Annotated in this window: 13 protein-coding genes and 1 riboswitch; of the genes, 6 read left to right on the plus strand and 7 right to left on the minus strand. The window is 76.0% G+C overall.

From position 1 onward, the window contains the following. The first annotated feature begins 375 nt into the window (after positions 1 to 375). Positions 376 to 1362 carry a hydroxyacid dehydrogenase gene (locus LG632_RS26905; RefSeq protein WP_226730146.1) on the plus strand — a complete coding sequence of 329 codons (987 nt, stop codon included), beginning with the start codon at positions 376 to 378 and terminating at the stop codon, positions 1360 to 1362. Here LG632_RS26905 and LG632_RS26910 read toward each other — a convergent pair. Continuing rightward, on the minus strand, positions 1299 to 2171 hold the full coding sequence (locus LG632_RS26910) for a sugar phosphate isomerase/epimerase family protein (protein WP_226730147.1): 873 nt from the start codon (positions 2169 to 2171) through the stop codon (positions 1299 to 1301). The genes LG632_RS26905 and LG632_RS26910 overlap by 64 nt on opposite strands. Beyond that, positions 2168 to 3247 (minus strand): LacI family DNA-binding transcriptional regulator, encoded by a 1080-nt coding sequence (locus LG632_RS26915; RefSeq protein ID WP_226730148.1) that lies wholly within the window; start codon positions 3245 to 3247, stop codon positions 2168 to 2170. Before LG632_RS26915 ends, LG632_RS26910 begins: the two co-directional genes overlap by 4 nt. 244 nt (positions 3248 to 3491) lie before the next feature. Here LG632_RS26915 and LG632_RS26920 point away from each other — a divergent pair, with 244 nt between their 5' ends. Beyond that, entirely contained in the window at positions 3492 to 3878 is a 387-nt protein-coding gene (locus LG632_RS26920; RefSeq protein WP_226730149.1) for a VOC family protein, read from the plus strand. A gap of 91 nt (positions 3879 to 3969) precedes the next feature. On the opposite strand, the gene LG632_RS26925 is transcribed toward LG632_RS26920, so the two are convergent. The 3 genes from LG632_RS26925 to LG632_RS26935 form a co-directional block, all read right to left on the minus strand. Continuing rightward, positions 3970 to 4710: an ABC transporter ATP-binding protein gene (locus tag LG632_RS26925; protein ID WP_226730157.1), complete on the minus strand. Its 741-nt coding sequence runs from the start codon at positions 4708 to 4710 to the stop codon at positions 3970 to 3972. A gap of 59 nt (positions 4711 to 4769) precedes the next feature. Continuing rightward, entirely contained in the window at positions 4770 to 5774 is a 1005-nt protein-coding gene (locus tag LG632_RS26930; RefSeq protein WP_226730158.1) for a FecCD family ABC transporter permease, read from the minus strand. A 179-nt stretch (positions 5775 to 5953) separates the two neighbouring features. Then, positions 5954 to 6967, minus strand: coding sequence for an ABC transporter substrate-binding protein (locus LG632_RS26935; protein ID WP_226730150.1), 1014 nt, complete (start codon positions 6965 to 6967; stop codon positions 5954 to 5956). A gap of 40 nt (positions 6968 to 7007) precedes the next feature. Further along, positions 7008 to 7142, minus strand: a riboswitch (cobalamin riboswitch). A gap of 119 nt (positions 7143 to 7261) precedes the next feature. On the opposite strand from LG632_RS26935, the gene LG632_RS26940 reads away from it, so the two are divergent. Together LG632_RS26940 and LG632_RS26945 are read left to right on the plus strand one after the other, a co-directional pair. Continuing rightward, complete coding sequence (locus LG632_RS26940) at positions 7262 to 7750, plus strand: DUF4352 domain-containing protein (RefSeq protein WP_226730151.1); 489 nt, start codon at positions 7262 to 7264, stop codon at positions 7748 to 7750. Positions 7751 to 7831: 81 nt separating this feature from the next. Then, positions 7832 to 9094, plus strand: a complete 1263-nt coding sequence (locus tag LG632_RS26945) for a serpin family protein (protein ID WP_226730152.1) — start codon at positions 7832 to 7834, stop codon at positions 9092 to 9094. A gap of 25 nt (positions 9095 to 9119) precedes the next feature. On the opposite strand, the gene LG632_RS26950 is transcribed toward LG632_RS26945, so the two are convergent. Together LG632_RS26950 and LG632_RS26955 are read right to left on the minus strand one after the other, a co-directional pair. Next, a complete protein-coding gene (locus tag LG632_RS26950) occupies positions 9120 to 10187 on the minus strand; it encodes a PfkB family carbohydrate kinase (RefSeq protein WP_226730153.1) in 1068 nt (355 codons plus the stop codon). A gap of 1 nt (position 10188) precedes the next feature. Further along, positions 10189 to 10899, minus strand: a complete 711-nt coding sequence (locus LG632_RS26955; RefSeq protein WP_226730154.1) for a bifunctional 4-hydroxy-2-oxoglutarate aldolase/2-dehydro-3-deoxy-phosphogluconate aldolase — start codon at positions 10897 to 10899, stop codon at positions 10189 to 10191. A gap of 86 nt (positions 10900 to 10985) precedes the next feature. Here LG632_RS26955 and LG632_RS26960 point away from each other — a divergent pair, with 86 nt between their 5' ends. Then, complete coding sequence (locus LG632_RS26960; RefSeq protein ID WP_226730155.1) at positions 10986 to 11801, plus strand: IclR family transcriptional regulator; 816 nt, start codon at positions 10986 to 10988, stop codon at positions 11799 to 11801. 197 nt (positions 11802 to 11998) lie between these two features. Beyond that, positions 11999 to 13007, plus strand: a 1009-nt coding sequence (locus tag LG632_RS26965; RefSeq protein ID WP_226730156.1) for an RNA polymerase sigma factor, incomplete at its 3' end; no start/stop codon positions are given.

Consider the following 13007-nt stretch of genomic DNA (forward strand, 5'->3'; position numbering starts at 1 on the left):
TCGGCCGGTCGGCCGGGAGGCCGGTCGGCCGGTCGGCCGGGAGGCCGGTCGGCCGGTCGGCCGGGAGGCCGGTCGGCCGGTCGGCCGGGACCCGAAAGGCCGGCAGCCGGAAGGCCGGTCCCGCCGGGACCCGAAAGGCCGGCAGCCGGAAGGCCGGTCCCGCCGGGACCCGAAAGGCCGGCAGCCGGAAGGCCGGACGGCCGGGACCCGGGGCGGTGGTGTCGGCGGTGCTCTTGACGTGGGTCGGGCCCGACCACATGATGGCGCCGTCCTCCTCCCCTCCCTGGCCTTCGCGCGCCGTCAGCGCTCCTCCCGCCGCCCGGGACCCACCGCCGGAGCCGTCCAGTGACCCCTCGCCCCTCGACGGTCCTCGCGATGGACCCCCGCACCCGCGCGGCCGTGCTCGGCCCCCGGATGCTCACCGACCTGCTGCGGGTCGCGGACGTCGACCCCCAGCTCCTGGTCACGGACTTCGCCGATCCCCACCCGGCGCTCGCGCACCGGCTGGGCACGGCCGAGGTGCTGTTCACCGGCTGGGGCTGCCCGCCGCTCGACGCCGCCGCGCTGGACCGGATGCCCCGGCTGCGCGCCGTCGTCCACGCCGCCGGCAGCGTCAAGCACCATGTCACCCCGGTCTGCTGGGAACGCGGCCTCCTGGTCTCCAGCGCGGCCGCCGCCAACGCCGTCCCCGTCGCCGAGTTCACCCTCGCCGCCGTCCTCCTCTCCAACAAGCGGGTCCTGGAGGCCGCCCACGCCTACCGCGCCGCCCGCGGCCCGGTCGACGTCCTCGGCCGCTACCCCACCGCGGGCAACTACCGGCGCACGGTCGGCCTGGTCGGGGCCTCGCTCGTCGGCCGACGGGTCCTGGAACTGCTGCGCCCCTTCGACCTGCGGGTCCTCGTGCACGACCCGTACGCCGATCCGGGCGACCTCGCCGTGCTGGGCGCCGAGGCGTGTGCGCTGGAGGACCTGCTGCGCCGCAGCGACGTGGTGAGCCTGCACGCTCCGGCCCTCCCCGGCACCCGCCACCTCCTGGACGCGACCCGGCTCGCCCTGATGCGGGACGGGAGCACCCTGATCAACAGTGCCCGCGGCGCCCTGGTGGACACCGAGGCCCTCACCCGCGAGCTGGTCTCGGGACGGCTGCACGCCGTCCTGGACCACACCGAGCCCGAGGTGCTGCCGGCCGACTCCCCGCTGTTCGACCTGCCGAACGTCCTGCTCACCCCGCACATGGCCGGCTCGCTCGGCGGTGAGCTGGACCGGCTGGCGGCCACGGCCGTGGCGGAAGTCGCCCGCTACGCCCAGGGACTGCCCTTCCGGCACGCGGTCGACCCGGACCGGCTCGGGTCTTCGGCCTGACCCGCGACCACCTCCTCGTCGGTCCGCCCGCCGGGCACCAGGCCCGCCAGGTAGGCCCGGCCCCCGGTGAGCAGGCCGGGCAAGTCGGGGGCGTCGGGGTACCAGCGCTTCTCGTACTCCCAGCACAGCCAGCCGTCCGACGGTGCCTCGGCGACGGCCTCCGCCAGCGGCAGGGCCCCCGCCCCGAGCGCGAGGGGGCTGAGCTCGCCCGCCGAGGCCACGTCCTTGACCTGGACGTACCCCAGGTGTCCCGCCAGGGCCCGCCGGGTGTCGGCCGGGGCCTCGCCGCCCAGCCAGGTGTGCAGCACGTCCCACAGCGCGCCGACGGCGCGATGGCCGACCTGGTCCAGCACCCGCCCGATCGCGGCGCCGGTCTGGTGGGAGTCATGGGTCTCCAGCAGCAGCCGGACCCCGTGGCGCTCCGCGAACGGGGCCGCTGCCGCCAGCCGCCGTACGGCGAGCCGGTCCGCGTCGGCGGTGGGCTGGTTGCCGCCGCCCGGGAACACGCGCACGTACCGGGCGCCGAGTTCGGCGGCCAGCACGATCAGGGAGAGCAGCTCGGCGACGACGGGCTCGTCCTCACCGACAGCGGCCACCTTGGCGTACCCGGCGACGGCGAGGACCTCGACGCCGGCGGCCGCGAAGGTCCGCACGGCCTCGGCGCGCTCGGGCGACGGCGTGCCCGGGTGCAGCGGCTCCTCCGGATGCGCGCGGAGTTCCACGCCGTCGAATCCGTGGGCGGCGGCGAGCTCGGCGGTCTCGGCCACACTGCGGCCCGGCACGCCGAGGGTGGAGAACGCGTACCTCATGGCTGTCTCCCGGTGGGCGGGGGCGCGGTGGAGCCGCGCACCATCAACTGGGTGGGCAAGGTGGTGATCCCGTCGGGCGGGGGCTGTCTCCGACGGGTGACGAGGTGGGCCGCCAGCAGCCCCGCTTCGCGCAGCGGCACCCGCACGGTGGTGAGCGCCGGAGCGGTGTCCACACACACGGGCAGGTCGTCGAAGCCCGCCACGGAGACGTCTTCCGGGATGCGTATGCCCTGCTCCCGCAGGGCGGCGACGACACCCGTGGCCACCGTGTCGTCGGCGGCGACCACGGCCGTGAACGACCGACCGCGGCGCAGCAGCGCCCGGGTGGCGTCGTACCCGGCGGAGCGTTCGAGGCTCGTGCGGACGGTGAGCGCGGCGCAGTCCTCGGCGAGGGCCCTGCCGTGCCGTGCCAGGGCGGCCCGGTGGCCCGCCAGCCGCTCCCGGCCGGTGCTCAGGCCCGCCGGCCCGGCGACGTAGGCGATGCGGCGGTGGCCGAGCGTCAGGAGGTGTTCGGCGAGTCGGAAGGCCCCTCCGCGGTCGTCGAAGGCGACCGTGGAGACGGGCAGCCCGGCGGGCACGGCCAGCGGGGGGCGACCGCAGAGGACCACGGGAGTGCCCCCCGAGGCGAGGCGCGCGACCCGGGTGGTGAGGGCGACGGTGTGCTCGACCTCTTCCACCGCGCCGCCGGTGAGGACCACCCCACCGGCCCGCTGTCCCTCCAGCAGGGTGAGGTGGGCCAGCTCGGCGGCGGGCGCCCCTTCGGTGGCGCACACGACGGTGAGCCGCCCGGAGCCGGCCTGACCCGGCGCCTCCGGGCCGAGGGCCCGCTGCAGGGCTGCGACGAGGATGCCGAAGAACCCGTCCGCCACGTCGCGGACGAGAACGCCGACGAGGTCGGAGGTGGCGGCCGCGAGCGCCCGGGCGGGGGCGTTGGCCACGTACCCCAGCTCCTCGACCGCGCGCTCCACCCGGGTGCGGGTGCCGCCCGCCACGGGATATCCGCCGTTGAGCACCCGCGAGACCGTCGCGGGCGAGACCCCGGCGTGTGCCGCGACCTCGGCGAGCGTGACCGCCATGTGCGTCCCCTCCTCCTGCTCCCGGCCATCGTGGCGTCCAGCGTGTGGATCTCCATCCTGACAAAGACAGAAAGCGCTTTCTATCGCTCGTTCGGGTGATCGCGGGGAGGGAGCGGCGCAGCGGAAACCAGGTCGACGGGGGCGCGGAGGGCGGCATAGGATCACGCTCACGGCATCGCGTGTCGGTCACCGACCGGGTGAGGCATGGAGGTGTCCGTGAAGTGCCTTACGGAGGCATTCACTCATGGCAGTCGAGCTCAACCACACCATCGTCCACTCCCGCGACAACCGGGAGTCCGCCGCGTTCCTGGCGCACATCCTGGACCTCGAAGTCGGGGCCGAGTGGGGCCCGTTCGTCCCCGTGGCGACCGCGAACGGCGTCACCCTGGACTTCGCGACCGTGCCGGCGGAGTCCATCACCACGCAGCACTACGCGTTCCTCGTCTCCGACGACGAGTTCGACGCGGCCTTCGAGCGCATCCGGGCGCGGGGGATCACGTACTACGCCGATCCCCACCTGAAGCAGCCCGGCGAGATCAACCGTCACCACGGCGGCCGGGGCCTGTACTTCCTGGACCCGGCCGGTCATGGGATGGAGATCATCACCCGGCCCTACGGCAACCTCGGGTGACCCGGTGCGGCCGGGGGCGCACTCCCCCGGCCGCACCTTTCTACCTGTCCCCTCCGTCCCGTCAGACCCCCTCGCCTCGCCTCGCCTCGCCTCAGGGAAGGTAGACGACGTTCGGCGCCCCGGTCGTCGGATGGGGGCTGACGTGGGCACGCACGCCGTAGACCTCGCGCAGGAGCGCCTCGGTGAGGACCTCCGCCGGGGCGCCGTCCGCCACCACCCGGCCCTCGTGCAGGACGTAGAGCCGGTCGCAGAACGAGGCGGCCAGGTTGAGGTCGTGCAGGACCAGCAGGACGGTGGCCGGGAGGTCGCGGACCAGGCGCAGGACCGCCAACTGGTGGCGGATGTCGAGGTGGTTGGTGGGCTCGTCCAGGGCGAGCAGACCCGGGTCCTGGACCAGGGCGCGTGCCACCAGGGCCCGTTGGCGCTCGCCGCCCGAGAGTTCGTCGAAGCGCCGTCCGGCCAGTTCCGCCGCACCGACCGTGCGCAGTGCCTCGGCCACCCGGTGGGCGTCGTCCCGGCCGTCCGGTTCCCAGAAGCGCTTGTAGGGGCTGCGTCCCATCGCCACGACCTCGTGGACCGCGAGCCCCGGGACGCCCCCGGCGTCCTGCGGTACGACGGCCACGCGCCGGGCCCGTTCCTTCACGCTCAGGGCCCCGGCGTCCCGCCCGTCGAGCAGCACCCGGCCGCCGGTGGGCCGCAGTGCCCCGTGGACGCAGCGCAGCAGGGTGGTCTTCCCGCTGCCGTTGGGGCCGACCACGGCGACCGTCTCGCCGGGAGCGGCGGTCAGGTCGACACCGTGCAGCAGGGTCCGGCCGTCGGTGGCGAAGTGCAGGGAGCTGACGCGGAGTTCCGCCGCTCGTGGCGTCCCCGCCGCCCGCGCGTGCTCCGGGATCACGTCGTGACCCCTTCGATCCGCGTGGTGCGGCGCAGCATCCACAGGAAGAACGGACCGCCCACCAGGGCGGTGACCACGCCGACCGGGATCTCCTCCGGGGCCGCCACCGTCCGGGCGAGCAGGTCGGCCACGGTCAGGAAGACCGCGCCGCCGAGCGCCGCCACCGGCAGCAGCGCCCGGTGCCCGGCGCCGACGACGATCCGGGCGGCGTGCGGTGCCATCAGGCCGACGAAGCCGATCGCCCCGCTGTAGGCCACCAGCACGCCCACGACGAGCGAGGTGAGCACGAAGACGGCGGCCCGGAACCGTCCCGTGTCCAGGCCCAGGGTCCGGGCGTCCTCCTCCCCGGTCAGCAGCAGGTCCAGCGGCCGGGCCAGCGCCAGGAGCAGCCCGGTCCCGACGGCCAGCGCGGCGGCGGGCAGCGCCAGTTCGCTCCAGCGGGCCCCGCCCAGCCCGCCCAGGGTCCAGAACATCACCGACCGGAGCTGGTCGGCCTTCGCCGCGAGCACCAGCACGAGGCTGGTGAGCGCGGACAGGACGTACTGGACGGCCACACCCGCCAGGATCAGCCGTTGGCCGGTCATGGTCCCGCCGCGCCTGGCCATGGCGTACACGGCGACCAGCGCCGCGAGCGCCCCGCCGAACGCGGCGGCCGGCAGCGTCAGCCCGGCGAGACCCGCCCCCGCGCCGAGCACCAGGACGAGCACCGCCCCTGCCGAGGCCCCGGAGGACGCGCCGAGCAGGAACGGATCGGCCAACTGATTGCGGACGAGGGCCTGGAGCACGGCGCCGCACACCGCGAGCCCGGCGCCGACGACCGCGCCGAGCAGCACCCGCGGCATCCGGACCTCCCAGACGATGGTGGCGAGGGGTCCGCCGCGTTCGCCGCCGAGGACGACGGCGAAGACCCGGCCGGGGGCGATCCGTACGGGTCCCAGGGCCAGCCCGGCCACCAGGGCGGCGGCCAGCGCGAGGCCGAGCACCAGCAGCACGGCGGCCACGCTCCGGCGCCCGGTGGCGGCGCCGGGGCCGGCGCCGGCGGCCGTACCGGGGCCCGCACCCGGGCCGTTGCCGGCACCGGCAACGGCGCCGGCGCGGTCACCGGCTTCGGCCACGGCACCGTCACCGACTCCGGCCCGGGCACCGTCACCGACTTCGGCTCCGCTGCCCCGAGCTCGGCTCACGAGGCGCCGGGGTGGAGCTGACCGGCCAGGGACTCCACGGCGTCGGCGACCCGGACCCCGAGCACGGCCGAGGACAGCGGGAGGACGACGAACCGCCGGTTCTTGACGGCGGGCACGTCCGCGAGGGCGGGGTCGTCGAGCAGCCGCCGCTTCTTGGCCTCGACGCCGGTGCCGCCGTAGTCGTAGATCAGGACGACCTCGGGGCGGCGTTCGACGACCTGTTCCCAGGACACCTCCCCGAAGGTGCGGTCGAGGTCGGCGAAGACGTTCCTGCCGCCGGCCAGCGAGACGATCTCGTTGCCGATGCCCCGCCCGCCGGAGGTGGACGCGGAGCCCTCCCCCGAGTCGAAGACGAAGACCGCCGGCCGGGGCCGGTCGGCCACCGCGGCGGTGACGGCGTCGATGCGGCGCTGCTGGTCCTCGATCAGGCGGGCCCCGCGCTCGGGGACGCCGAAGGTGGCGGCGACCTCGGTGATCTCGGTCTTGAGCCGGTCCAGGCCGACCGGCCCGTCCGTGCAGTACTCGACGTTCAGCCGGGAGTCGACGCCGCTGGCGCGCAGGCCCTCGCGGTCGCGTCCCTGGGCCTTGTCGAAGGCGCTGGAGTAGCCGCCGTAGACGAAGTCGGGTTCCGCGGCGAGCAGGAGTTCCTTTGACGGGTATTCCTTCGCCAGCACCTTGATCCTGTCGTACGCCTCCCGGTACCGGGGCAGGACGGCGTCGTCGAGGTAGGCGGTGCCGGCCATGCGGTCCTGGAGGCCGAGGGCGAGGAGCAGTTCGGTGCTGTGCTGGTTGAGCGTGACGGCGCGCCGGGGCGGGGCGGCGTAGGTGGTGCGCATTCCGCAATTGGTGACGGTGTACGGGAACCCCTCGGCGGCCGGTGCGCCCGCGCGGTCCGTACCGCTCGTGCCCGCGCAGGCGGCCAGGGGTATCAGGAGGGCGAGGGAGGCGGCGGAACGCACGACCGAGCGGGCGCGGCTGAAGGAACGCGCGAGGGCGGGAAGCGGCGGCATGGCCAGGCAGACCTCTCCGGGGGATCCTCGTCCCCTGGTCGACGGGAGGAGGCGGCGCGTCAGTGTCTGACTTCCGGAACCGTCGGGATCCGGTCACAGTGGCGGGACCGCACCGGAATCGCACCGGTTTCCTGTCCTGCACCGCCTTGGGATGACCCGCCCCAGTCTGCCAGACGTGATCTTCGGACCCGCAGGCCTCCCCCTACCCCCGGCAGCACCGGTGGCAGGCCCGGCCGGGCGGGGGGATCGTGGAGGCGGAGGGCGTACGGACGACGGCGGTGGGAGGTGCGGCGCATGCGTCGGATCTGGATGCCGTGGGCGGTGCTCGCCCTGCTGACCCCCGCGCTGCTGGGGGCGGCCGGGCCGTCCGACGAAACGATTCCGCTGCGCGGCAACGGCCCCGGCGAGCGCCTCGACGTCACCGTGACCCGGACCGTGGACCCGGCGCCGCCGGAGGGCCCGGCGGACGTGCCGGAGGAGGGTGAGCGGCTGGTCGCCGTGGAGTTCCGGTTGGAGAACACCGGCACGGCTCCCTACCGGGACTCGCCGCAGAACGGCGCCTACCTGATCGACAGCCAGGGGCAGCGCTTCGCCAGCGTCCTCAACGCCACCTCGGCGGGCGCCGAGTTCCCCGGCACGGTCACCCTCGCTCCGCAGGACACCGCGCTCGGCCTCGTCACGTTCGCGATCCCCGCCGAGGCACGGATCGCCGCCCTGCAGTTCGCCATGAACAGCGGCTTCGCCGACGACGTCGGCCAGTGGACGTACGACGCGGGAAGCTGAGGCCCGCGGCCGGGAGGTGGACCGGAGGGGCCGTGGAAAAACGGTCCGGCCGGGCGGCGTTCCCCCCGTACGCTCCCCCGCATGAGGATCAGCACGATACGGGCCGTCAACCGGCTCACCACCCGGTGGGCCGCACCGGCGACCGGCGCGGGCGAGCGGAACACGGTGTTCACGGCGGCCGGGGTGTGGCCGCTGCTGGCGCTGCTCGCGGACGGGGCGGGCGGGCCGGCCCGGGCCGAGATGGAGGAGGCCCTGGGCCTGCCGGCTGGCGAAGCGGCCGCCGCCGCGCGCCAGTTGCTCGCGGGGCTCGCGGCGATCGGCGGGCTGGACGTCGCGACCGGACTGTGGACCCGGCGCGGCCTTTCCCTGGAACCGGCCTGGACCACGGCGCTGCCGGAGGGCAGCCACGGCGAACTCACCGGGGACCCGGTCCCGGACCAGGCGGCCCTCGACACCTGGGCCGCGCGGCACACGCGCGGGCTGGTCGAGCGGATGCCGGTCACCGTGGACGGGGACACCCTGCTCGTCCTCGCCTCGGCACTGGCGCTGCGGCTCAAGTGGATCCGGCCGTTCAGCGACATCCCGTACACGGTCCACGACGGCCCCTGGGACGGGCGGCCCGTGGTCGGGCTCAGCCGGAACACGGCCTTGCCGCACCGGGTCCGGGTGGCCCGCACCGCCGGCGGACCGGTCACCGTGCTGGAGGTCGTCGGCGACCGGGGCGTGGACGTGCACCTGGTGCTCGGCGAGCCGGACGCCGCTCCCGGAGACGTGCTGCGCGGCGGGATCGACACGGTCACCCGGGCCGTGGCGTCGACCGACGGGACCGCGCTGCCCGAGGGCGCTCCCGGTCCCGGCCTGCGTGTGTGGACCGAACCCTCGCCCGACCGCGACCCCGAGCTCCGGGTGCAGACCGTCGCCTTCTCCGTGACCGGCGCGCACCACAACCTCCTCGACCACAAGGAGGTGTTCGGCCTCGCCACCGCGACGGACGACCGGAGCGGACACTTCCCCGGCATCAGCGAGGAACCGCTGGCCGTCAAGGCGGCCCGGCAGTCGGCCGGCGCGACGTTCACGGCCGAAGGCTTCGAAGCGGCGGCGGTCACGGCCTTCGCCACCGCGGCGGGCTGCGGTGTGATGCCGCGGGCCCGCTACCGTGCCCGCCGGCTCCTCGCGCGCTTCGACCGCCCCTTCGGCTTCCTGGCCGTGCACCGGACCTCGCGCCTGGTCCTGGCGGCCGGGTGGGTCGCCGAACCACTGCCGTACGAACCCGGGCCCGACCTCTACGACCCGTACGACGAGGACGAGGACGACGAGCAGGACGACGAGCAGGACGACGAGTAGGACGACCGGGCCGGCGCCGGGGCGCTCAGGCCCTGCCGTCCGCGCCTGCGCACGCGCCCCCGCCCGTGTCCGCGCCCCGGCCCGCGCCCGTCGCCCGGTGCGCACGCGCCAGCGCGGCCGTCTCCGCGAAGGCGGGCACGCGTCCCGTCCCGCCGCGTCCGGCCACCGAGAGGGAGGCGGCGGCCGCGCCGTGGGCGACGGCCTCGGCGAGCGGATCGCCGAGCGCCAGGCGCGCGGTGGTCGTCCCGGTGAAGCAGTCCCCGGCCCCGGTCGCGTCGACGGCCTCGGCAGCGACCGGGACGGTGAGCCGACGGGCCGTCGTCCCGTCGTGCAGCAGCATCCGGTCCGGGCCCGCGGTGACGGCCACGGCCGCCGCGCCCAGGGCCCGGCAGCGCTCGGCGGCGGTCGCCGGGTCGTCCGTGCCGAGCAGGGCCCGGGCATCGGCCGGGCAGGACGCCTTGAGCAGGCCGGTCAGCGGGGCGATCCGGGCGAGCAGGGCCCGGGCGGACCGCGGACCGGTCAGCCGGGGGCGGAAGTTGAGGTCGTACGTGACATGGCCACCGGCTTGGTGCACGGTGGTGACGGCGGCGACCGCCGCCGCCCGCCCGCTCCGTGACAGCGCCCCGGTGATCCCGCTGGTGACCAGCGCCTTCGCCCCGGTCAGCAGGTCGTGCCAGGACGCGACGTGCTGCGGGCCGAGGGTGGATCCGGCGCTGCGGGTGCGCCAGTAGACGAACTCCCGGTCGCCGTCGGAGTCGGCCGACAGCAGATAGGCCCCGTTGGGGCGCGGGGAGCGGCGTACGTGACGGACGTCGATCCCGAGCTCGGTGGCCCGGCGCAGCAGCGGCACGCTCAGCTCGTCCTCCCCGACGACGGCGAGCAACGCGGTGCGCGCGCCGGCGGCGACGGCCGCCGCGGCGACGTTGAGGGCGTCGCCGGAGAAGCCGAGCCGGGCCGGTGTCCCCTGCGCGGCCTCGCGCAGGGCCGCGCCCGCGTGGACCTCCACCAGGACCTCGCCCAGCACGAGGACGTCGTACCGGTCCGCGGGCCCGCCCACGGATCCGTCCACCGCCCCGCCCACCGATCCGTGCACCTCAGCCCTCCCCCCGGACGCGGTCGGGGCCCGGCCGGGCGGCCAGGCCCGCGAAGAGGGCGGCCAGTTCGCCGGGGTCGGCGGGCAGACCGCTCCCGACCCCGACGGCCGCCGCGCCCGCGTCGAGCCAGCGGTCCACGTCGGCCGGGCGGATGCCGCCCGTCGGCACGAGCAGGGCGGGCGGCAGGACGGCGGCCAGGGAGCGCAGGAACTCCGGGCCCCCGACGTGCGCCGGGAAGATCTTCGCCGCCCCGGCGCGCCGGGCGGCGCAGGCGATCTCACCGGGGGTGAAACCGCCCTCGACGAACACCGCCCCGCGCCGCCCGGCGACCGCCCGGGCCTCGGGCGCCGGATACGGCGAGACCAGGAATCCCGCCCCGGCGTCGAGCGCCGCCTCGGCCTGCTCGGCGGTGGTCACGGTACCGACGCCGATCAGCGCGGGCCGGCCGTGCGCGTCGACGAGCGGCACGGTCCGCGCGACGGCTCCGGCCCAGCCGGGCGTCGAGGTCGTGAGCTCCACGGCCCGGCAGCCGGCGGCGAGCAGTGCCGCGGTCCGCCGCACCGCCGCGTCCGCATCGCGATCGCGCAGGACCGGCAGCAGCCGCTGGGCGGCGATGACCGCGTACGGGTGGCACGACCCGAGGGTCCCGCCGCTCGGACTCGGAGGACCGGTCGGACTGCTCGGACTGCTCGAACTGGTCGCACTGGTCACGGGCTCCCCTCCCTCGCGTTCCACGTAACAGAACGCTGTACCGTGTGCCGGAACCTGTCCCGACCCTACCCACCACGGGAGTTCTCATGACAGAGCCGCGGGCCGGCCGGACCTCGGCCGCCGGGACGGCGTCGGAGAAGTCGCTGCGGATCCTGGAGGCCGTCGCGGCGCCGGGCGGACCGCACCGGCTGGCCGAGGTGGCGGCGGCCGCCGAAGTCCCCAGGTCGAGCACCCACCGGATCCTGACCGCACTGGCCGAGCAGGGCTACGTCCGCACCGCCGGGGACGGCCGGTACGGGGTGGGCCCGCGGCTGCGGAGCCTGGCGGCGCAGGTGGCCGGCGCCGAACCCGCCGGTGTCGAGCGGACCCTGGACGAGCTGCGCCGGCGCACCGGGCAGACGGTGCACCTGGCGCTGTACGACGGCGGCCCCGCCCGGGGCGCGGCAGGCGACGGCAGCGGCAGCGGCAGCGGCAGCGTGACCTACGTCCACAAGCTGGAGAGCGACCAGCCGTTCCGCACCGCCTCCCGGGTGGGCACGCGGATGCCGCTGCACACGACCGCGATCGGCAAGAGCGTCCTGGCCGCGCTCCCTGCCGAGGAGGTCCGCGCCCTGCTCGGCACGGGCGACCTGCCGCGCCGCACCCCGCGGACCCTCGCCACGGTCGTGGAGCTGGAGGCCGAGCTGGCCGTCGTACGGCAGCGCGGGTTCGCCCTGGACGACGAGGAGAACGAGCCCGCCATCCGGTGCCTCGGCGCCGCCGTCCTGGACGGCGCGGGCCGGCCGGTCGGCGGGGTGAGCGTCACCACGGTCACCTTCCTGGTCCCGCGCGAGCAGCTGGAGACCTACGGGCCCGCCGTCCGGGAGGCGGCGGAAGCCCTCGCCCCGCTGCTCCTGCCCTGACACCGCCGCGCGCCCCCCCTGGCGGCCGGTGGCCGGCCGCCCCGGTGAGGGCACCCGTACGGGCCTCGCACACCCGCCCGTCCACCCGTCGAAAAAATTTCTGAGGAATCTCGGCGGAAAGCGTTATCGGCCCCCGGCTCGACGGTCTCCCAGGTATTGGGCATCATCGACCGGCGGCACGGACAGGGATTCTTCACATGAGTACAGACCACACGGCAACGCTCGTCGCGGCGGCACGCGCGGGGGACGCGCACGCCCAGGACGAGCTCGTGGCGGCGCACCTGCCGCTCGTCTACAACATCGTCGGACGCGCCCTGAACGGCTCCGTCGACGTGGACGACGTCGTGCAGGACACGATGCTGCGGGCCCTGGACGGCCTGGGCACCCTGCGCTCCGACGAGAGTTTCCGGTCGTGGCTGGTCGCGATCGCCATGAACCGGGTCCGGGCCCACTGGCAGGCCCGCCGGCCCTACGCCGACGGCGGCCTGGACGAGGCGAACGAGCTGGCCGACCCGGGGGCCGACTTCGTCGACCTGACCGTCGTACGGCTGCAGCTGGCCGGTCAGCGGCGCGAGACCGCCCGGGCCACGCGCTGGCTGGAGCCCGACGACCGGGCCCTGCTGTCGCTGTGGTGGCTGGAGTGCGCCGGGGAGCTCACCCGGGCGGAGGTCGCCCGCGCCCTGGAGCTGCCCGCGCAGCACACGGCGGTGCGGGTGCAGCGGATGAAGGCCCAGCTGGAGGCGGCCCGCGTGGTCGAGCGGGCGTTGGAGGCCCATCCGCCGTGCGAGGCACTGCGGTCGATGCTGGAGACCTGGGACGGGCGGCCGTCGACGCTGTGGCGCAAGCGGATAGCCCGGCACGCCCGCGAATGCCTGCGGTGTTCGGGGCTGTGGAGCGGGCTGATGCCGGCCGAGGGGCTGCTGGCGGGGCTGGCGCTGGTGCCGGTCTCGGTGGCCCTGCTGGCGGGCATCCGGTCGGCGGCGGCCCTCGCCCCGGCGGGCGCGGCGTACCCGGCGGGCGCGGCGTATCCGGCGGACGGCTACGTCGGGCACGGCGGCCTGGGCGCGGGGCCCGGCGACGGCGGCGCCCTCGGCCACACCCCCGGCCTCGGCCACGCCCCCGGCCACGGCCAGGGAACCGGCCACGGACCCGCCGACGCTCACGCCCCCGCCCCCACCCCCGGCGCAGGCGCCGGCCACGACGGTA

The organism is Streptomyces antimicrobicus (assembly GCF_020532625.1).
GTDB lineage: Bacteria > Actinomycetota > Actinomycetes > Streptomycetales > Streptomycetaceae > Streptomyces > Streptomyces antimicrobicus.